General features: G+C 65.8%; 17 protein-coding genes. 11 read left to right on the top strand and 6 right to left on the bottom strand.

Annotation, left to right across the window (positions count from 1 at the left end; genetic code table 11):
- The first annotated feature begins 36 nt into the window (after positions 1–36).
- Genes TV39_RS11025 through TV39_RS11015 form a run of 3 tightly spaced genes read left to right on the top strand, consistent with a single transcriptional unit; the run spans position 37 to position 3,522 of the window.
- Complete coding sequence (locus tag TV39_RS11025) at positions 37–1,341, top strand: SAM-dependent methyltransferase (RefSeq protein ID WP_043482194.1); 1,305 nt, start codon at positions 37–39, stop codon at positions 1,339–1,341.
- A 60-nt stretch (positions 1,342–1,401) separates the two neighbouring features.
- Complete coding sequence (lhgO, locus tag TV39_RS11020) at positions 1,402–2,631, top strand: L-2-hydroxyglutarate oxidase (RefSeq protein ID WP_043481597.1); 1,230 nt, start codon at positions 1,402–1,404, stop codon at positions 2,629–2,631.
- Positions 2,632–2,643: 12 nt separating this feature from the next.
- Positions 2,644–3,522 (top strand): HNH endonuclease, encoded by an 879-nt coding sequence (locus TV39_RS11015; protein ID WP_043481595.1) that lies wholly within the window; start codon positions 2,644–2,646, stop codon positions 3,520–3,522.
- Here the strand turns inward: TV39_RS11015 and malQ are convergent.
- Both malQ and TV39_RS11005 read right to left on the bottom strand, forming a co-directional pair.
- Positions 3,519–5,672 carry a 4-alpha-glucanotransferase gene (gene malQ / locus TV39_RS11010; RefSeq protein ID WP_043481593.1) on the bottom strand — a complete coding sequence of 718 codons (2,154 nt, stop codon included), beginning with the start codon at positions 5,670–5,672 and terminating at the stop codon, positions 3,519–3,521. The two genes, TV39_RS11015 and malQ, sit on opposite strands and share 4 nt — an antisense overlap.
- 80 nt (positions 5,673–5,752) lie before the next feature.
- A complete protein-coding gene (locus tag TV39_RS11005) occupies positions 5,753–6,340 on the bottom strand; it encodes a hemerythrin domain-containing protein (protein WP_235347366.1) in 588 nt (195 codons plus the stop codon).
- Positions 6,341–6,434: 94 nt separating this feature from the next.
- Between TV39_RS11005 and TV39_RS11000 the strand changes: the two genes are divergently transcribed.
- Genes TV39_RS11000 through TV39_RS10980 form a run of 5 tightly spaced genes read left to right on the top strand, consistent with a single transcriptional unit; the run spans position 6,435 to position 10,984 of the window.
- Positions 6,435–6,800, top strand: a complete 366-nt coding sequence (locus TV39_RS11000) for a TraR/DksA family transcriptional regulator (protein WP_043481589.1) — start codon at positions 6,435–6,437, stop codon at positions 6,798–6,800.
- The gene (locus TV39_RS10995) at positions 6,797–7,546 is read left to right on the top strand and encodes a M50 family metallopeptidase (RefSeq protein WP_082049679.1); all 750 of its coding nucleotides are present in this window, start codon (positions 6,797–6,799) and stop codon (positions 7,544–7,546) included. The genes TV39_RS11000 and TV39_RS10995 overlap by 4 nt, the downstream gene beginning before the upstream one ends.
- Positions 7,547–7,555: 9 nt before the next feature.
- Entirely contained in the window at positions 7,556–8,638 is a 1,083-nt protein-coding gene (locus tag TV39_RS10990; RefSeq protein ID WP_043481586.1) for a glutathione S-transferase family protein, read from the top strand.
- Between the two features lie 36 nt (positions 8,639–8,674).
- Positions 8,675–9,856 carry a serine hydrolase domain-containing protein gene (locus tag TV39_RS10985; RefSeq protein ID WP_235347365.1) on the top strand — a complete coding sequence of 394 codons (1,182 nt, stop codon included), beginning with the start codon at positions 8,675–8,677 and terminating at the stop codon, positions 9,854–9,856.
- Between the two features lie 6 nt (positions 9,857–9,862).
- Positions 9,863–10,984, top strand: coding sequence for an FUSC family protein (locus TV39_RS10980; protein WP_043481583.1), 1,122 nt, complete (start codon positions 9,863–9,865; stop codon positions 10,982–10,984).
- Between the two features lie 2 nt (positions 10,985–10,986).
- Here TV39_RS10980 and TV39_RS10975 read toward each other — a convergent pair whose 3' ends face one another.
- The 3 genes from TV39_RS10975 to TV39_RS10965 are packed head-to-tail and all read right to left on the bottom strand — an operon-like array spanning position 10,987 to position 14,616.
- Positions 10,987–11,898, bottom strand: coding sequence for a MaoC family dehydratase (locus tag TV39_RS10975; RefSeq protein WP_043481581.1), 912 nt, complete (start codon positions 11,896–11,898; stop codon positions 10,987–10,989).
- Complete coding sequence (locus tag TV39_RS10970) at positions 11,895–13,235, bottom strand: 3-oxoacyl-ACP reductase (RefSeq protein ID WP_043481580.1); 1,341 nt, start codon at positions 13,233–13,235, stop codon at positions 11,895–11,897. The genes TV39_RS10975 and TV39_RS10970 overlap by 4 nt, the downstream gene beginning before the upstream one ends.
- Before the next feature lie 10 nt (positions 13,236–13,245).
- Positions 13,246–14,616: an acetyl-CoA C-acetyltransferase gene (locus tag TV39_RS10965; protein ID WP_144406391.1), complete on the bottom strand. Its 1,371-nt coding sequence runs from the start codon at positions 14,614–14,616 to the stop codon at positions 13,246–13,248.
- Positions 14,617–14,769: 153 nt separating this feature from the next.
- Between TV39_RS10965 and TV39_RS10960 the strand changes: the two genes are divergently transcribed.
- Positions 14,770–15,426, top strand: coding sequence for a TetR/AcrR family transcriptional regulator (locus TV39_RS10960; protein WP_043482189.1), 657 nt, complete (start codon positions 14,770–14,772; stop codon positions 15,424–15,426).
- Between the two features lie 30 nt (positions 15,427–15,456).
- Positions 15,457–17,571, top strand: coding sequence for an acyl-CoA dehydrogenase family protein (locus TV39_RS10955; RefSeq protein ID WP_043481577.1), 2,115 nt, complete (start codon positions 15,457–15,459; stop codon positions 17,569–17,571).
- Between the two features lie 83 nt (positions 17,572–17,654).
- Here TV39_RS10955 and glgA read toward each other — a convergent pair whose 3' ends face one another.
- The gene (gene glgA, locus TV39_RS10950) at positions 17,655–18,851 is read right to left on the bottom strand and encodes a glycogen synthase (RefSeq protein WP_043482187.1); all 1,197 of its coding nucleotides are present in this window, start codon (positions 18,849–18,851) and stop codon (positions 17,655–17,657) included.
- Positions 18,852–18,954: 103 nt separating this feature from the next.
- On the opposite strand from glgA, the gene glgC reads away from it, so the two are divergent.
- Positions 18,955–20,352, top strand: coding sequence for a glucose-1-phosphate adenylyltransferase (gene glgC / locus TV39_RS10945; protein WP_043481574.1), 1,398 nt, complete (start codon positions 18,955–18,957; stop codon positions 20,350–20,352).
- Positions 20,353–20,368 lie beyond the last annotated feature (16 nt).

Raw genomic sequence — 20,368 nt, 5'->3', positions numbered from 1 at the left:
AGGCACCGGTTTCGGCACGGATGAGAGGCAATGTACATGGGGAAGACAACGGGTGCGGCAGCACGGCTGGCCGAAGCACTGGCCATCGTCCTCGGCACTGAAGGGATCCCGCTAAGGCTGCGGGCCTGGGACGGCTCGGAGGCGGGACCGGCCGACGCCCCCATACTCGAGTTCCGCTCCCGGCGGGCCCTGCGGCGTATGCTGTGGTCGCCCGGGCAGCTCGGCCTCAGCCGGGCGTATGTGGCAGGGGACATCGACGCGCCGGGCGACATCTTCGCCAGCTTCGCCGCGCTGAGCTCTGCAGGAAAGTTCGCCGAACCCGGGCCGTTCCCCCCGTTGAACGCGAAAGAAATGTGGACACTGCTCAGGACCGCAATCAGGGTCGGCGCGCTCGGCCCGAACCCGGCCCCGCCTCCGGAGGAATCCAAGGTCCATCGACAAGGCCGGCGCCACTCGAAGAGCCGGGATGCGGCTGCGATCTCGCACCACTATGACGTGGGCAATGATTTCTATGCCCTGGTTCTTGGCCCTTCGATGGTCTACTCGTGCGCTGTCTGGAACGACCAAACGGACGGGCACGGTGACCGGGCCAACAGCCTCGAAGCCGCCCAGGAGGCCAAAATCGACCTTGTCTGCCGCAAGCTGGGACTGCAGCCCGGCATGCGCGTACTGGACGTCGGCTGCGGCTGGGGCAGTTTCGCACTCCACGCTGCCGAACGCTTCGGTGTCGACGTTGTCGGTGTAACGCTTTCCAACGAGCAGGCCGGGCTGGCCCGCAAGCGCGTGGCAGACGCCGGCCTGACGGACCGTGTCGACATCCGGGTCCAGGACTACCGCGACGTGGACGACGGGCCGTTCGATGCGATCAGCTCGATCGGCATGTCCGAGCACGTGGGCCGCGAGCAGATTTCCCGATATGTATCCCAGCTCCACGGCCTCCTGCGTCCCGGCGGCCGGCTGCTGAACCACGCCATCTCGTGGAACGCCGGCCCCACGAGCCCGGACCCGGACTCCTTCATACCCCGCTACGTCTTCCCCGACGGCGAAATGCTCAGCCTCGCCGACATGATCGGTGCCCTGGAGGCCGGTGGGCTGGAAGTGCTTGACGTTGAGGCGCTTCGGCGCCACTACGCCCTGACCCTCCGCGAATGGGTGCGCAACCTGGAAGCGAACTGGGACGAAGCCGTTAGCGCCGGCGGCCCCGGGCGGGCACGCGTGTGGAGGCTCTATATGGCAGCCAGTGCGCTGGGCTTCGAGGATGGCCTGACCGGCGTCAATCAGGTGCTGGTACAACGCCCCGGCGGGGCCCAACCTCCGCTGCGGCGGCACGCATGGCTTTGATGCTGCCGCAGGGTGCCGAAGCGTGGCCGCTGAAGAGGGCCCGCCGGGGGTTTCGGATCAATGACTGAGCACATCGGCGTCATTGGAGGCGGCATCGTCGGAATCGCGATTGCACGGGCCCTCAGCAGCCGCGGCCTGGCAGACGTCACCGTCTTGGAGAAGGAGCAGCGGGTTGCCGTGCACCAGACGGGGCACAACTCCGGGGTGGTGCACGCGGGCCTTTATTACACCCCGGGATCATTGAAAGCCATGCTGTGCAAACGCGGCCGGGTGCTGACCCGGGACTACTGCCGGGAGAGGAACCTGCCGTACCGGGAACTGGGCAAACTCGTGGTTGCCGTTACGGAGGATGAACTTCCCGCCCTTGCCAACATTGAAAAGAGGTCGATCGCAAACGGAGTACCCGGGCTGCGCCGCCTCGGTGCCGACGCCATGCGCGACGTCGAACCGCACGTCGCAGGAGTGGCAGCGCTTCACTCACCGCATACCGCCGCCGTCGACTTTGCCGCCATCACGGAATCCATGGCCGGGGATATCCGGACTGCCGGCGGGCTGATCATGCTGGGCCATGAAGCCGTGGCCATCACTACAGAGCGCGGCAAAGTGCGAGTCACCACCAGCCATTCCGAATTCGTGTTCGATCGACTGATCGCCTGCGCAGGGCTGCAGTCCGACGTGGTTGCCGGACTCGCGGGCGCTTCGCCGGCGCCTAAAATCCTCCCCTTCCGCGGAGAGTACTGGGGCCTGTCGGCCGCGAAGCAACACTTTGTCAGGGGCATGATTTACCCGGTGCCGGACCCCCGCTTCCCTTTCCTGGGCGTGCACTTCACCCGCGGCGTCTACGACACGATCCACGTCGGGCCGAACGCCGTGCCGGCCTTGGCCCGGGAGGGCTACGGCTGGAACAACGTGTCCTTCAAGGACACTGCGGCGTCGGTCATGTGGCCCGGCGCCCCGGCCCTCGCCAGGAAACACTGGCTGATGGGCGCCAAGGAGATCGCCGCCTCCCTGGTCAAGCCGCTGTATTTCCAGCAGGCACGACGGTTCATCCCCGAGCTCCGCATGGGCGACCTCACGGCAAAGACCGCCGCCGGCGTCCGCGCCCAGGCGTGGTCACTGGACGGCAGCCTCCTCGACGACTTCGCGATCGAGGAACGGGGACCGGTGACACTCCTCCGGAACGCCCCCTCCCCGGCGGCGACCTCCGCGATGGCGATCGCAGACTACGTGCTGGAGCACCATGTCCTCCCCCGCCGGGGAACCACCGGTCCCGTACCCCGAATGCCCTGACAGAATGGGCGCATGACAGCCATCTTCCTGGTGTGGAACCCTGACCGCTGGAACGACTGGAACTACGCGTCCGTCATCGAGCAGGTCAGCGACGCCGGGCAGGCCCACGGCGAGTGGCCTGTTGGCGGCCGCACCGGCATCGCTGCCGGCGCGGACGCGTGGCTGCTGCTGAAGGGAAGGCATGGGCCGGGCCTGCTCGGGCACGGCGTGGTGGTCCGCGCGCAGCCCGGCGCCGCGCCACCCGACGCAACTGCCACGACTTCTTCTGCGCTGATCGCATTCGACTCCCTGCTGCCCCGTGGCGACCAGATCGGGCCGGAGGTCCTGAGCGCCGCCTTTCCGGAACTGACATGGAACATGGTCCGCAACGGCCAGGCCATTGAAGAGTCCGTGCACGCCCGCATCCGTGAGCTGTGGCGCTTGGAAGGACCTGCTCCGGCTCCAGGATCGACGCTGCCTGTACCCGGGACCTACCCCGCCTGGGCCGTCAGCAAGGTTGAGGTAAACCGGTACGAACGGGATCCGGCGGCGCGGCGTGCCTGCATCGCCCACTACGGGACACTCTGTGCAGCCTGTGGCTTTTCCTTCGAAATCGCCTATGGCGACGCCGGCAGGGACTTCATCGACGTTCACCACACGGCGCCCGTATCGCTGCTCGACAGCAGCTACCGGCTGGACCCGGTGACGGATCTCGTGCCGCTGTGCGCGAACTGCCACGCCATGGCGCACCTCGGCGTGACTACTCCGCGGACGCTCTCGGTACTGCGACAGATGCTGGCTGGCGCAGGCTTTATGCACGGGCAGACCGTGCGCCCGGAGGAACTTGCGTCGCAAGCGGAGGCCCTCCGGATCCTCGGCCCGGCGGAAGCTGGCCCCGGGCACGGCGCTTAACCCGATGACTTCAGCGCGTCCCGGACCACTCCTACCAAGGAATTGAACCGGCTGTTCTCCGGCAGGTCGTCAATCAGCACCGGACCCCCGGGCCCCGCGAGCGGAACGCGCCAATTGGGGTGCTCCGCGTCCGTTCCGGGTTGGTTCTGTGTGCGCGTTTCCCCGACGGCGTCCACCAGGGCAACACCCAGCAGGGCAGACGGCGTGAGGGCGGTGAAGGCGTACAGTGCCTCGACCGTGCGCTGGACGTCCGCTGACGCACCCGGAAGCAACCCCCGTTCGCGGACCAGGGCCAGCACGGCCTCCTGCTCGGCCAAAGCCTCCGCCCTTTCCTCTTCAACCGGGCGCAGGAGCAGGCCCAGCGATTCGCGGAGCGTGACATGTTCCCCCGCGAGATAACCCGCGGTCGGGGGCAGGTCGTGGGTGTTCACGCTGGTCAGGCAGTGTTGGCGGTATTCTTCGGGCGGAAGCGGGCCCGCTTCATTGTGTTCGAACCACAGGATGGACGTGCCGAGGATCCCCCGCTCCGCGAGGTAGTCCCTCACCCAGGGTTCGAACACGCCAAGGTCCTCGCCCACTACGGTAGCCCCTGCCAGCTGGGCCTCGAGGGCCAGGATGCCGATGAGTGCTTCGTGGTCGTAGTACACATACGTGCCCTGGTCGGGCCCGGCGCCTTCCGGGATCCACCACAGGCGGAATAGGCCCAGGATGTGGTCGACGCGGATGCCGCCTGCATGACGGAGCACGGTCCGCAGCATGTCGCGGTACGGCTTGTAGCCCGATGCTGCAAGCCGTCCGGGGTGCCAGGGCGGCTGGGTCCAGTTCTGGCCCTGCTGGTTGAAGACGTCAGGCGGCGCGCCGACAGTGACACCTTGGGCGAGGACGCCGCGGAGCGTCCACGCATCGGCTCCGTCCGTTTTAACGCCCACGGCTAGATCATGGACGATGCCGATCGCCATTCCGCATGCTTTTGCCGTCCGCTGCGCGGTGGCCAGCTGTTCGTCGCAAATCCACTGCATCCAGCGGTAGAACTCCAGCCGGTCTGCATGCTCCTCCCGGACGGTGTCGCAGTACGGCGTGTCCGGCGACGATGCCTCGCCGGCCCACTCGGGCGCCGTCGGGGAAAGCCGCTCTGCGAGCGTGCACCACAGGGCGAAGTCATCCAGGCCCTTGCCTTCCGCTGCGCAGAAATTTCTGAACATGCGGACCCGGGCGGGGCTGCGCCGGACCTTGAAGATGAGTTCAAGCGCTTCAAGTTTGGCGTGGTAGCTGGCGTTCCTGTCCAGGAGGCCGTCGGCCGTATTGGCGGCGTGAAGCACCGCCGCATTTCCATCGATGACGGCCCTGGACGCAGGGTCCAGGTATGCGTACTCCGCAACGTCCTCAACGCGGATGTACAGCGGATTGAAGAAACGACGGGTGGTGGGCAGATAAGGCGAGTCTTCGATGGGCGGCCGGGGCTCGCCGGCGTGCAGGGGATTTACCAGGACAAAACCCGCTCCGTCATTTCCTGCAATTGCGGCAAGGTCCACAAGGTCGGAGAAATCCCCGATGCCCCAGGAACGGGAAGACCGGACCGAATAGAGCTGGGCCGTCAGGCCCCAGTATCGTTCGGACGCCGGGCGGCGGGTGGTCCCCAGCCGCTCGGGCGTAATGATGAGCACGCATTCCGCCACCTCCCCGGCAGCATCGGCGTGCAGGGTATGCCAGCCAAGCGGCAAATCGCTGCGGACGGCGAAAGCGGCCCGCCCTTTGAGGACTCCGTCCACCTCCCGCGGTTCTTCCCAGTCCTCGCGCTGCTCGGCATCCACTCGGTGGCCGTCCTCGGTGACCGCCCAGACACTGACCGGTGTTCCGTGCGGTACATGGACCGAAATGTGGATCTCGCGTCCCTGCCTGGAAACGACCGACGGCGGCAGCAGCCTCCGCCACGGTTCCAGTTCCGCGTCGCGCAAAGCGCTGTGGAGCTCCTCCGGCGTCCCGGTCCGGTCCCCCAGTGCTGCCAGTACGCCGTGCAGCGTGCTGGCAGCGACCGGATGTTCCATGCCATCCCAGCCGCGGAAAGATGTGCTCACGCCGCGGACTGCCGCCAGCTTGCGGAGCAGTTCGTCGGTTGTTCCTGTGTGGTCCTGTCCCGTTCCATCCGCCATGGCCTTACTCTATTGGCTCGCCGGCCTACAGCACGGGCAGCACCCGCACCTATTTTCTTCCGAACCCCCGCCCGGCGGTGTTAGCCATGCACGCTTCCCGGCGGATGTGCGTGCCCTTCACCAACAAGTTCGTGCAGCCCGGACACGGATTGGGCCAGGGAAAGGCCGGGCGACGCCGCCACGAACGGCATGAGAAGACGGTTCTCCTTGTCCAAGTGCAGGGCAAAGATGCGTTGAATGGCGCCGGCGGCTACGGCGGCGGCCACGCCCCGGGCTCCACGCAGCTCCTCCACCAGGGAGACGATCACCTGGTGCTCCGCCAGCATGCCCTCAACAAGCAGCCTTCCCTCGGCGGAATTCCGCGGCCCGCTGTACAGCGCGCCTTCTTCGGCGAGCGCATGGGGCACCAGCTCGTTCTCGCACCACTCCAGCAGCACATCGTGCGCATCATGCTCGGCCGGGGCGTCATGCTTTTCCACGGAGCCCGTCAAGGCGTCAGTGAGCGCCGTGAGGCGTCTGAGCATGCTCGCGTGGTGCCTTTCGACGGCCTCCAGGGCTTCAGCCTCCGCAGCGGGGTCCTTCTTCGACGCATTGTTCATGATGCCTCCCGGGCTCGTGCGCGCCTGCCGTCCGGCGGGCGGCCCCACGCCGGGCATGTACTCACGCACTTTCACTCTACGGCGGCATGAACGCGCGGCAAGGGGTCTTAGGGCCTCACCACTCTTTAGGCGAGGCCTCCGTGGCGGGCTAGCCTTGGACACTATGGTCGACGTTGAGAGGTTCAGGATCCTGCTCGAATCGGAGCGTGCCCGGAAAACGTTGTTGCTGCCGGCCCTCAGGGAGGACATCACATCTGCGAACGCCGCGCGCCACAACTCGAACGTCGACGACGAACATGATCCCGAAGGTGCCACCATCGCCTTTGAGCTCTCCCAGGCTGCCGCGCTGATGCGGCAAAGCACTGCCACGCTGGCGCAGGTCGAGGCGGCTCTGGCCCGGATCGCGGACGGCACGTACGGCTACTGTGAAACCTGCGGCGTACCTATTGCCGAAGGCAGGCTCGAAGCCCGCCCGTGGACGCCCTACTGCATCGATCACGCCGGCGGCAAGGCGGGGCCGAAGCCTTGACGGATGTTGCCGGTTCCCTGTGGCAGAGGATCATGTCGGGATTCGCGCAGGCGCCGTTCCCTGAGGTGACGGCAACGGAACTGCTGATAGTGATGGTGGTGGCCACGGTGGTGTCCCTCCCCCGCGCTTCCTGGCGGTACTTCGGGCTTCTGGCCACCGTCACCCACGAGCTGGGGCATGCGTTTGCTGCCCTGATGACCGGACAGCGTCTTGGCGGCATCCGGCTGAGCCTGGACCATTCGGGGACCACCACCACGTACAGCAGGGGCCGCTTCCCGGCAGTTTGGTCCACGTTCTGGGGCTACCCCGTGCCGGGCGTTGTGGGAGCCGCCATGGTGTGGTCCGGTTTCAACGGCTGGGGACCGGCCGCGATGTCCGTCGGCACGCTGATCCTGCTGGGCTCGTTCCTCTTCATCCGCAATGCCATCGGGCTGGTCATCACCTTTGCGGCAGTCCTGGGCTGCTCACTCCTGGTTCTCTTCGTCCCGCCTCAGTTCACCGGGCATGTGGTCATCGCCCTGGGCCTGGCGCTGCTGGTGGCTGCCGTCCGTGATCTGGCCAAGCTTTCCAATGTGCACCTGCGGCGCCGGGACAGGCTGACCACATCCGACGCCCATCTCCTCTACCGGGCAACGTCCGTTCCCGCCGTCGTCTGGATCCTACTCTTCGGGGCGGTCGTCGCCGGTTCCTGGTGGGTGGCCTGGCAGCCAATGGCACACGTGCTGGCCGCCGGCGTCAGCCCATAGGGTGTAAGCATGACTTCAGCTTCCCGCCCCGCCGCCGACCATTCCTCCGACCCCGGGTTCAGCACCCGGGGCTCCTACGTCACCGGAGGTGAGGAATTCACCCGTGACACCAACTACATCGAGGATCGGATAACCCGTCACGGCACGTCAGGAACAAAAGGGGAACCCGGGTGGCCGGTTGAGCCAGGGCGTTACCGCCTCATTGCGGCACGCGCCTGCCCGTGGGCCAACAGGACGGTCATCGTCCGCAGGCTGCTGGGGCTTGAGGATGCCATTTCCCTTGGGCAGCCCGGTCCCACGCATGACTCACGGTCCTGGACCTTCGACCTGGACCCGGGCGGTGTGGATCCGGTCCTCGGCATCGAACGGATCCAGGACGCCTATTTCCGGAGGTTCCCCGGCTATCCCCGCGGAATCACCGTCCCGGCCATCGTGGACGTACCCTCTGGCGCAGTTGTCACCAACAATTTCCCGCAGATAACACTGGACTTCTCCACTGAGTGGACGGCATTCCACCGCCCTGGCGCCCCGGTGCTCTATCCTGCGCACCTCCGGGCGGAGATCGACGAAGTAAACAAAAGGGTGTTTACCGAAGTGAACAACGGTGTCTACCGCTGCGGCTTTGCCGGTTCACAGGACGCCTACGACGCCGCGTACACCCGTCTCTGGACCGCACTGGACTGGCTGGAGGAGCGGCTCACCGGCCAGCGGTACCTCGTGGGAGACACCATCACGGAAGCCGATGTGCGTCTGTTCACCACGCTGGTCCGTTTCGACGCCGTTTACCACGGCCACTTCAAGTGCAACCGGCAAAAGTTAAGCGAGATGCCGGCGCTGTGGGCCTATGCCCGGGATCTGTTCCAGACGCCCGGCTTCGGCGACACCATCGATTTCGTGCAGATCAAGCAGCACTATTACATCGTCCACGAGGACATCAACCCCACCGGGATCGTTCCGCAGGGGCCGGACCTCTCCGGATGGCTGACCGCGCACGGCCGGGAGTCACTGGAGGGCCGCCCGTTCGGAGACGGCACGGCACCCGGCCCCGTCCGCAGCGGCGAGGAAGTTACCGCGGGACACGGCGCAGGCTGACCGCCACCTTCATCCGCACGCCGCTAGGGTTGTCCCATGCCACTTTCGTCCGGTTTTGCCGTGCCCGAATTCCAAGCGGTCAGGGACCTGTTTGAGTCGTTCCTCGGGAACGACCCGCAGTACAGCGCCCAAGTCTCCGTCTACCGTGCGGGCACGAAAGTCGTGGACCTGACGGGCGGCCACCGCCTGACGAAAGATTCGATCACGGGCGCCTACTCCTGTTCCAAAGGCGTGGCTGCTTTCGTCATCGCCCTCTTGGTCCAGGACGGATTGCTGGACCTTGACCGCACCGTAGCGCACTACTGGACGGACTTCGCTGCCCACGGCAAAGAGGCGATCACCGTCCGCCAGGCGCTGTCCCACCGGGCCGGGTTGCTTGGACTGGAAGGCGGCCTGGCGCTGAGTGAATTCACGACGGCGGAAGCCGCCCGGAAGCTCGCCGGGACGGCACCGCTGTGGCGGCCGGGGACCACGTTCGGATACCACGCTTTGACCATAGGCATCATCATGGAGGAGCTCTGCCGCCGCGTCGCCGGCAGCAGCCTCCAGGACATGTACGCCTCCCGCATCCGGCGGCCGTTCGGCATCGACTTCTTCCTGGGGCTGCCGGAGGACCAGGAGCCCCGCTACCGGGACGTGCTGTACGACGTCGATCCCGGCCAGCCGTGGCTGGACCCGCTGGGCCTTGAAGGCCTCAACGGCAATGCTGCAGTGAGCACAGTCATGGAACTCCCCAACCATAGGGTCATCCGCAAGCACGGAATGAGCAGCGCCGGCGGAGTGGGATCCGCAGAAGGCCTGGCCCGGCTCTACGCTGCCGCCACCACCGGCCTCGACGGCGGTCCGGCTTTTCTGGCACCCGCAACCATCAGCACCATGTCAGAGGAACAGGTGTGGGGGGCTGGACCGCGCGTCCGGGCTCGACAACGCCTTTGCGGTGGTCTTCATGAAGCCCCACCCCAGCCGCAACTTCGGCAGCCACCTGGCGTTCGGCCACGAAGGCGCCAATGCAGCGCTGGGCTTTGCCGACCCCGCCTACGATCTCGCGTTCGGCTACATTCCCGGGACGCAGGAGGAGGGCCGAACGCCGGGCCGTGCACACCGGCTGGCCCATGCGGCACGGCAGGCGGCGGCCACCGCCGGGCAGCCAGGGCTGTCGGCACTTACCCGCGAGTAGGTTTGTCCATTTGTAGCATCTTTGATGCACCTTTAGGGTGAAGCCAAATGGCAAATACAAAACAGCAGGACGAGACCACGCCGTCGCGGGTCGGCAAAATACGGCAGTCCGTCACGGATAGTGTGGCCGTTGCCTTGGCGGGCCCCCGGCTGCAGCTGGCCGCCAAGGCGGGGCTGGCCGCCGGCCTGGCATTCCTCATTGCGCCCCTGATGCCCGGCGCCGCGGCCCAGTATCCCTACTACGCCCCGCTCGGTGCCCTCGTAGCAATGTACGAGAACGTATCGGGTTCCATGAAGCAGGGCGTGCAGACGCTCGTGGGACTCGGGATGGGAATTGGCCTGGCCTTCCTGCTGGTCAGCGTCACCGATCCCTCACCCGTTACGGTGGCCATCGTTATAGGCTTGGGCGTGCTGCTCGCCGGGTTACCGCGGCTGGGCGCCGGACGCGACTGGATTCCGACGGCGGCCCTCCTGGTCCTCCTTGTAGGCGGAAACAACCCGGACGATTTCTCCTTCGGCTACCTCCTGCAGATGGGTGTAGGAGTCGCGGTGGGTATCGCCGTCAACATGCTGGTTTTCCCGCCCTTGCATTTCAAAGCCGCAGCCCTCAGCCTCGCCGAACTGCGCTGGGCATTGGCCAAGCAGCTCTCGGACATGGGTGAAGCGATGAGGGAAGCGTGGCCGCCCGAGCACGAGGATTGGGCGGTGCGATCGGACGAGCTCGCGCAATCGGCCCGTGCAGTCCGGGCCGCTGTCCAAAAGGCCGACGCCAGCAGGCAGGTCAATCCGCGGCGCCGGCTCCACCCGCACGATCTGGACCGGGACTTTAAGGACCTCAGGGGACTTGAGCGCGTGACCTTCCACATTCAGGACACGACTGAAGTGCTGGCGGATGTCATCTGGGACAAGGACGTTCCCTTCGTCATTCCGCTTCCCTACAGCGAGCCGCTCGCAGACGCACTTACCGCGGTGAGCGAGGTCCTGAGGTCCATGGAAGACGAACATCCGGACCGGCAAAACGAATTGCTTGAGGAAGCCACTGCCGCCGTGGACGCACTCGCTGAGCGGATGGCATCCGACGACGTGAATCCGGATGCCCCCAGCGCAGCCGAAGCCATCGTGCTGAACCTGCACCGCATTCTCAGGGTGGTCACGGCCGGGCAGTCCTGACCCTAAAGCGCCGATACGCTCCCGCTGAAGTGCCTCCGGCCGGACCGGGGATTCCACGCCGTGTAGTCGGAGTGCCGCCAAGCACCGGACAGGGAATCGACTGAACTGATGTCCAGCGCCACACGCGCCGGCAGGAACACCGGTCCCTCAAAGGCAACATCCCACCGGAAGGAATCCCCCTTCACGGCGCCGACGTCGGCCAGCGCCCGCGAGGCAAGGTACATGCCGTGCGCTATGGAACGCCGCATGCCCAGAGCCCTGGCTGAGAGCACACTGAGGTGGATGGGGTTGAAATCGCCGGACACCGCCGCATAAGCACGTCCGGTGTCGACACCCAGCTGCCACAGTGCCGTGGGGTCAGGCGCCGAAAACGTCGTGGGTGCGGGAGGCGCCGAGGGCTTGTCGATCCCGGGGAGGAAGACTCCTTTGGCCAGGTACGTGGAGGTTCCCTTCCAGAGGACTTCGGATTCCCCGGTTCGCCGGACCTGCGCGACGATGTCAACCTGCGTGCCGGCGCGGTGCCCCCGCAGGTTCTCGGCCCAGGATGTAATGTCCAGCGCCTCCGTGAACAGGATGGTTCCGTGCTGTTCCACCGTGTTTTTCAGGTGCACCATTCCCAGCAGCGGCAGCGGAAAATCGTCACGGTTCATCACACTCATTGCCACCGGGAAGGCCAGGGCGTGAATGAAGCCGGCAGGCAGGACGTCACTCGCCGTCTCGCCCACCAGGTGCTGGAACGCCGTGAGGTTGCCCACCTCTGCCAACACTCCCCTGACCTCATGTCCGCAGGGAGGAAGTGAAATCCCGGCGTCAGTACCAAGCACCCGCCGCCTGGCGGCGGTGGCCGCGGCATTGACGTAGAGCTTGGACAGCGAGGGCATGTCTCCGAGGATTACAGGCTGGGCACCGGTCATGCGCCCACCAGGTTCTGGCCGCACACCCGCAGCACCTCGCCCGTGATGCCGCCTGCGGCATCACTGGCAAGGAACGCGATGGCCTCGGCAACATCTCCGGGTTGTCCTCCCTGCTGCAGCGAGTTCAAGCGCCGGGCTACTTCCCGGGTCGCAAACGGAATCCGGGCAGTCATCTCGGTTTCGATGAAGCCTGGCGCCACGGCGTTGATGGATCCATGGCGCTCCGCAAGAAGGGGTGCCGTAGCGCGCACCATTCCAATGACGCCGCCCTTGGACGCCGCGTAGTTCGTTTGGCCGCGGTTGCCCGCAATGCCGCTGGTGGAGGCGACCGAGACAATCCGCGGTGAGTCGCGGAAATCCCTGGACGCCAGCAGCGCGTCATTGATGCGCAACTGGGCCGCGATGTTCACCGCAAGAACCGAATTCCAGCGGCCCTGGTCCATGTTGGCCAGGAGCTTGTCCCGGGTGATGCCCGCGTTATGGATCACGATGTCCAGGCGGCCGTGCCTGCCCACCGCGTGCTCGATGATCCGGTGTCCCGCGTCCTCCCGGCTGATGTCCAGCTGCAGCGCCGTCCCGCGGACCGAGTTCGCTACGGCAGCGAGGTGGTCGCCGGCTGCGGGGATGTCGACGACGACCACGGTGGCACCGTCCCTGTGCAGCGTTCGGGCAATCGCCGCGCCGATGCCCCGTGCTGCCCCGGTCACGACTGCCACTTTGCCGGCTAGCGGTTTTTCGGGGTCGGCGGGGAGCTGCCCTTCCCCCGATGCGACAGTGAGGAACTGGCCGTCCACGAAGGCCGACCGGCCGGACAGGAAGAAGCGCAAGGCACCAAGGGCGCTAGGGCTCGTGGTGTTTACTCCGTCCGCCAGCATGATGCCGTTTGCCGTGGCGCCGGCCCGCAGTTCTTTGGCAAGGGACCGCAGCAGTCCGTCGATTCCTTGGCGCGCTGCTGCGGACGCGGGCCCGGGTGCGCTCGCCGGTGTCCGGGAGACCGTCACGACGCGGGCGTTCGGAGCCAGGTCCCGGAGGGACGCTGCCGCCGAGAGGACCGGCCGTTCAAGGTCTTCCGCGTGGTCCAGCTCATCCAGCACCAGGACGATCGCGCCCAACTTCTCCCGGGGCACCGCATGCCTGCGGACATCAAGGTCCCAGGCCAGGAGGGCGGCCGCCAGTTCGTCGGCGCCGTCGCTGGAGCCCTGGACCAGGATCGGGCCGGGGACAAGGGCCTGTCCAGGCTGGTAGCGCCTGAGGACCACCGGCTGCGGCAGGCCGAGCTTTTTGGCAACATCCTTGCCGATGCCACGGGATACGAATTGTGTGTACTTGTCCGTCACGCCGGCCTCCCTAGAATGCTTCAAGAATGGCGACGACGCCTTGGCCGCCGGCAGCGCAAATGGAAATCAGGCCACGGGCCGGACGGCCGTCCACGTGGCCCCTTTCGTGGAGCATCTTGGCCAGTGAGGCCACGATGCGCCCCCCGGTGGCGGCAAAGGGATGCCCTGCTGCCAGCGATGAACCGTTCACGTTCAGCTTCGACCGGTCGACGCTGCCGAGGGCACCGTCCAGGCCGAGGCGTGTCCGTCCGAATTCTTCGTCTTCCCATGCAGCCAGGGTGCTGAGGACGGTACCGGCGAAGGCTTCATGGATTTCGAAGAAGTCGATATCATCCAGCGTCAGTCCGTTGCGGGCCAGCAGGCGGGGAACCGCGAAAGCCGGCGCCATCAGCAGCCCGTCCTTGCCGTGGACGAAGTCGACTGCGGCCGCTTCGCCGTCGACGACCGTTGCGAGCTTCGGGAGTTCGTGGGCGTCCGCCCACTCTTCCGATGCCAGCAGCACGGTGGACGCGCCATCAGTGAGCGGAGTGGAGTTTCCTGCGGTCATGGTTGCCTCCGCACCCAGGTTCCTGCCGAAAACGGGTTTGAGCGTGGCAAGCTTTTCAAGGGTGGTGTCGGCACGCAGGTTCGAGTCCCGGTTCAGCCCGCGGTAGGGCGTCAGCAGATCGTCGAAGAAGCCGGCATCATAGGCGGCTGCGAGGTTGCGGTGGCTGGTGTAGGCAAGTTGGTCCTGGGCCTCACGCGTGATCTTCCATTGCGCGGTGGTGAGGGCCTGGTGTTCACCCATGGAAAGGCCGGTCCGCGGCTCCCCTGTATTGGGTGCGTCCGGTGCCAGGTCCTTGGGACGAAGGCGGCCCAGGACCTTGAGCCGCTGGGGCAGGGTCTTGGCGCGGTTGAGGTCCAGCAGGACCTCTCGCAGGCCCTCGCTTACAGCGATGGGCGCATCGGATGCGGAGTCGACGCCCCCGGCAATGCCCGAATCGATCTGTCCAAGCTTGATTTTGTTGGCGAGGCCGAGGACCGTCTCAAGTCCCGTGGCACACGCCTGCTGGAGATCATAGGCGGGGGTTTCCGCGGAGAGGGCCGAACCCAGCACCGCCTCGCGGGTGAGGTTGAAGTCGCGGGAGTGCTTCAGCACAGCCCCTGCGGCCACCTCGCCGATTCGTTCATCCGCGAGGCCGAAGCGGGCAATCAGGCCATCCAGGGCCGCAGTCAGCATGTCCTGGTTCGACGACTTCGTATACGCGCCGCCTGTCCGGGCAAACGGAATCCGGTTTCCTCCTACCACCACAGCCTGGCGCAGCAGGCCCCCGCCAGGCGTTGCGGCGGCGGCGGTGGATGATTCCTCTGGTCCTGTGGCGGACTGTCCGGTAAAGGACATGTGCTGTCTCCTTCTGCTCAACGCTGATTACCGATACCCAGCGTACCTGATACGCTGGGTATCGTGAACATCCTTCCTGTTGACCCCGCCTTTGCCGCGGGCGGAACCTCACCCGGTGGTGAAAAGCCGGGCACCGCCCCCGAAGGCACCGCAATTGACGGGCGCGCTGCCCGCTGGCAGTCCCACCGGGAGGAACGCCGCCGCGAACTCATCAAATCCGCACGGAAGGCCGTCCATGCGCTCGGCAGCGACGCTTCCATGGAGGACATCGCCGCCGCGGCCGGCACATCCAAGTCCGTGTTCTACCGGTACTTCGGCGACAAGGCCGGGCTGCAGCAGGCCGTCGGCGAGGTGGTGATAAGCCAGATGCAGCGCCGCATCCAGGAAGCCGCCCAGAGCGCCCAAACCCCCCGCGAGGGACTGCTGGCCATGGTGTCCGCCTACCTTCAGATGGCCGAAACCAGTCCCAACGTCTACACCTTCGTCACGACATACTCGGCAGGCGAACCCGGCGCGGCCACCGGGGGCATGGCGGCCACGGGCGCCCTTGGCCACTTTTTCGAAGAAGTCCGCGACATGATCGCCCGGCCCATGCGCGCCCATCTTGGTACCGGCAAGGAAGCCGTGATCGGTTACTGGCCCACTGCCGCGATCGGGCTAGTCCGGAATGCCGGCGAACAATGGCTTGCCACGCCGGAGTCGCCCGGCAAACCTGACCAGGAAACCATGGCACGCCAGATCACCGCCTGGCTGTGCGTCGGGATTGCCCCGGAGCTGGAGACCCTGGACCCCCACAATCCAAACCCTTAGTGAATTGTCAGAACCAAAGAAGGAATCGACATGACTGACGTAGTTGACCGCGCCGCCGGCCAGGCACGCCGCCCCGCCGGGAGCGCACACCACCACGCCGACGCGGCACCCGCCGTCGACGTCGCTGCGCTGGGCGAGCAGCTCCTGGGCAAGTGGGCGCACATCCGCCGGCACTCGCGCGAACTTTCGGGCCGTCCCGAACTGCATAAGACCGAGGGCCTCACCCACACCGAGCACCGGAAGCGCACGTTCGGCCAGCTCCAGTACCTGGTGGAGAACGGTGCCGTCCACCGTGCTTTTCCCGCATCACTGGGTGGTTCGGACGATCACGGCGGGAACATCGCCGGGTTCGAGGAACTCGTCACGGCCGATCCGTCGCTGCAGATCAAGGCCGGCGTCCAGTGGGGCCTGTTCGGATCGGCTGTGATGCACCTCGGCACCGAGGAGCACCATGCCAAGTGGCTGCCCGGCATCATGAACATGGATATCCCCGGTTGCTTTGCGATGACGGAAACCGGGCACGGCTCCGATGTTGCCAGCATTGCCACCACGGCCACGTTTGACCCGGCCACGCAGGAATTCGTCATCAACACGCCCTTCCGTGCCGCGTGGAAGGACTACATCGGCAACGCAGCCATCGACGGACTCGGCGCCGTGGTGTTCGCCCAGCTTGTGACCAACGGCGTGAACCACGGGGTCCACGCTTTCTACGTGGACCTGCGGGATCCGAAGACCAAGGAGTTCCTGCCGGGCATCGGTGGTGAGGACGACGGCGTCAAGGGCGGGCTGAACGGCATCGACAACGGCAGGCTGCACTTCAGTGACGTCCGCATTCCGCGGGACAACCTGCTCAACCGGTACGGCAATGTTGCTGCCGACGGGGCCTACACCTCCCCCATTGCCAGCCCGGGCCGCCGTTTCTTCACCATGCTGGGCACCCTCGTCCAGGGCCGTGTCTCCCTGGACGGCGCCGCGGTGGCCGCCAGCAAGCTGGCGCTCAAGACCGCCATCCAGTACGCCACTGAGCGCCGCCAGTTCAACGCCTCCTCGCACACTGACGAAGAGGTGCTGCTCGACTACCAGCGGCATCAGCGGCGGCTGTTCACCCGGCTCGCCACAACCTATGCCGCAGGCTTCGCCCACGAGCAGCTGCTGCAGAAATTCGACGACGTCTTCTCCGGCGCACACGACACCGACGAGGACCGCCAGGACCTGGAGACACTGGCCGCCGCACTCAAGCCGCTCAGCACATGGCACGCCCTGGATACCCTGCAGGAGTGCCGCGAAGCCTGCGGCGGAGCGGGCTTCCTGATTGAAAACCGTTTCGCCTCCCTCCGTGCGGACCTGGACGTCTATGTCACGTTTGAAGGCGACAACACCGTGCTCCTTCAGCTGGTGGCCAAACGGCTCCTGGCGGACTACGCCAAGGAATTCCGCAACGTCGACGTCGGGGTGCTGGCACGCTACGTGGTCAGCCAGGCAGCCGGCGCCGCAGTACACCGGACCGGACTCCGCCAGGTTGCGCAATTCATGGCGGACACCGGCTCCGTGCAGAAGGCGGCCATTGCCCTCCGGGATGAGGACACCCAGCGGTTGCTGCTGACGGACAGGGTTCAGACCATGGTTGCCGAGGCGGGGGTAGCCCTGAAGGGAACCAATAAGCTGCCGCAGCAGAAGGCCGCCGCGGCTTTCAACCAGCACCAGCACGAATTGATTGAGGCGGCGCAGGCCCACGCGGAGCTGCTGCAGTGGGAAGCCTTCACGGAAGCGCTGGCCGATGTGAATGACCCGGGCACCAAGCGGGTGCTGACCTGGCTCCGGGATCTGTTCGGACTCTCACTCATCGAGAAGAACCTCTCCTGGTACCTCATGAACGGCCGGCTGTCGATGCAGCGTGCCCGCACTGTGGGCGACTACATCAACCGGCTCCTGGTCAAAATCCGCCCGCACGCCGTGGACCTGGTGGATGCCTTCGGATACGGCCCGGAGCATCTCCGCGCGGCTATTGCGACCGGCGCCGAAAAGACCCGGCAGGACGAGGCACGCGCGTTCTTCCGGACCCAGCGCGCCGACGGCAAAGCCCCTGTCGACGAGAAGGTCCTCATTGCAAGGCAGGCACGTGAGGCCAAGGCACCGCGCCGCTAGGTCCCCGGGCCTTACGGGTACTGAGATACGACAACGGCGCCGCACCCGCTCAGCGGGGCGGCGCCGTCGTCGTCTATTCGGCTCTAGGCCAGAACCGAGCGGTACACCTCAAGGGTGGTTTCCGTGATGGACTCCCACGAGAAGTGCTCCTCCGCCCGGCGGCGTCCTGCCCGGCCCATGGCACGGGCGCGCTCCGGGTCCGACACCACTTCAGTCAGGGCGGCGGCAAATTCGTCGACGAACTTCTCCGGATCCAGCGGGGTTCCCGTGCCGTCGGTCACCTGCTCCAGCTCCACCAGCAGCCCGGTTTCGCCATGCTGGACAACTTCGGGAATGCCGCCGGTGGCGCTGGCCACGACGGCGGCGCCGCAGGCCATGGCCTCCAGGTTGACGATCCCCAACGGTTCGTAGATGGACGGGCAGGCAAAGGCAGTTGCGTGGCTCAGTACCTGAATCAGTTCGTGGCGGGGAAGCATGCGCTCAATCAGGACGACTCCGCTGCGCTGGCTCTGCAGCTCCTCGATCAGGCGGGCAGTTTCCGCCGCGAGTTCCGGGGTGTCCGCCGCGCCGAGGCACAGGACCAGCTGGACGCCCGCCGGCAGCTTGGCCGCGGCGCGAAGCAGGTAGGGAACACCCTTCTGGCGCGTGTTCCGGCCAACGAACACCACACTGGGCAGATCCGGGTCGATGCCCAGTGCACGGATGGCGTCATCGCCCTCATCGCGGGACCAGAGTTCGACGTCGATGCCGTTATGGACCACGCGAACCTTGGCCGGATCGACGTCCGGGTAGCTGCGGAGGATGTCCTGACGCATCCCTTCAGATACGGCGATGATGGCCGCGGCGGCCTCGTAGGCGGTCTTTTCCACCCATGAGGACAAGGCATAACCGCCGCCGAGCTGTTCGGCCTTCCACGGCCGCAGCGGCTCCAGGCTATGGGCGCTCAGCACGTGCGGGATGCCGTGCAGCAGCGAGGCCAGGTGGCCCGCCATGTTGGCATACCAGGTGTGCGAATGCACAAGGTCGGCTCCCGCGATGTCCGGCACGATGCGCAGGTCCACCCCAAGCGTCTGGACGGCGGCGTTGGCGGCACCCAGATCCTCCGGGACCGAATAGGACGTCACCTTCGCCCCGTGGTAGTCGGGATCCCGGGGCGCCCCGAAGGCCCGCACCTGCAAATCCACATGCTTGGCCAGCACTCGGCTTAATTCAGCCACGTGGACCCCGGCGCCGCCGTAAATCTCCGGCGGGAACTCTTTAGTCACAATGTCTATTCGCACGATACCCAAGGTAGTCCTTACGGCGTATCTGTTCTAGTGTGAAGGAGTCCGGGCGTGCCGGACTTTTTTGGGGAAGTTACGAAGGCGTACAGGAGCGACCACCATGCCGTTGAATAAGAAAGTCCTGGCTATTGTCCTCGCAGGCGGCGAGGGCAACCGGCTCATGCCACTGACGGCTGACAGGGCCAAACCCGGCGTGCCCTTTGCCGGCAGCTACCGGCTAATCGACTTCGCGCTATCCAACCTCGTGAATTCCCGCTATCTGCAGATAGTTGTTCTCACGCAATACAAATCCCACAGCCTTGACCGGCATATTTCCGAAACGTGGAGAATGTCCACGCAGCTCGGAAACTACATCGCCTCCGTCCCGGCTCAGCAGCGCGTGGGCAAGAGCTGGTTCCTCGGCAGCGCCAACGCGATCTACCAGTCACTGAACCTGATTCATGACGCCAACCCCGACATCGTGGTTGTGGTTGGCGCCGACCACGTGTACCGCATGGACTTCGCGCAGATGGTTGATCAGCACGTCAAGAGCGGTGCCAAAGCCACAGTGGCCGCAGTCCGCCAGCCGCTGAACATGGCCGATCAGTTCGGCGTCATCGAGGTGGATCAGAACGATCCCCAGAAAATTGCGGCTTTCGTGGAGAAGCCGTCCTCAACCCCCGGACTGGCGGCAGATCCCACGCAGTTCCTCGCATCCATGGGAAATTACGTTTTCGATGCGGATGCCCTGGTGGACGCCCTGCACGTGGATGCCGAGCGCCTCGACACCAAGCACGATATGGGCGGCGACATCATCCCTTACTTCGTCAATAAGGGCGAAGCAGGCGTTTATGACTTCACGCTGAACGATATTCCCGGCTCCACCGAACGCGACCGCACTTACTGGCGCGATGTCGGCACTATCGATTCCTTTTACGACGCCCACATGGACCTTATTTCACCCATGCCGGTTTTCAACCTGTACAACTCGGAATGGCCCATCTACACACGGCAGAGCATCTCCCCACCGGCAAAGTTCGTCCGCGGTCAGGGCAACACCGTGGGTACGGCCCTCGACTCCATCGTGGCTAGCGGCGTGGTGATCTCCGGCGGCATCGTGGAAGGATCAGTCCTGTCCAACGACGTCTATGTGGGAACGGCGAGCCGTGTGGTGGACTCGGTCCTGATGGACAAGGTCCAGATCGGCGAGGGTGCCGTGGTCAACCGCGCCATCATCGACAAGAACGTCAAGGTGCCCGCCGGTGCGGCGATCGGCCTGGACCCGGAGCGCGACCGCGCCCGCGGTTTCAAGGTCACGGACTCGGGTATCACGGTGCTTTCCAAGGGGCAGGCGGTCCCTGAACCGGACGAGGCCGAACGCGCGCTGTCAGCCGCCAACCTCCACCTGGTCCCCAACGCCATCAAGGCGGCAACGGAGAACTACCCGTCTGCCCGGGAATCCGCGGCCAAAGTAGGGGAAGCCCACGCTGCGGCCGTGGGAGTATCCACCACCGACTAGGCGCGCACGCCGCCAC

The organism is Arthrobacter sp. SPG23 (assembly GCF_000876655.1).
Lineage (GTDB): Bacteria > Actinomycetota > Actinomycetes > Actinomycetales > Micrococcaceae > Arthrobacter.
Note: the sequence above shows the minus strand (reverse complement) of the source record. Positions and strands in the feature narration are given on the sequence as shown.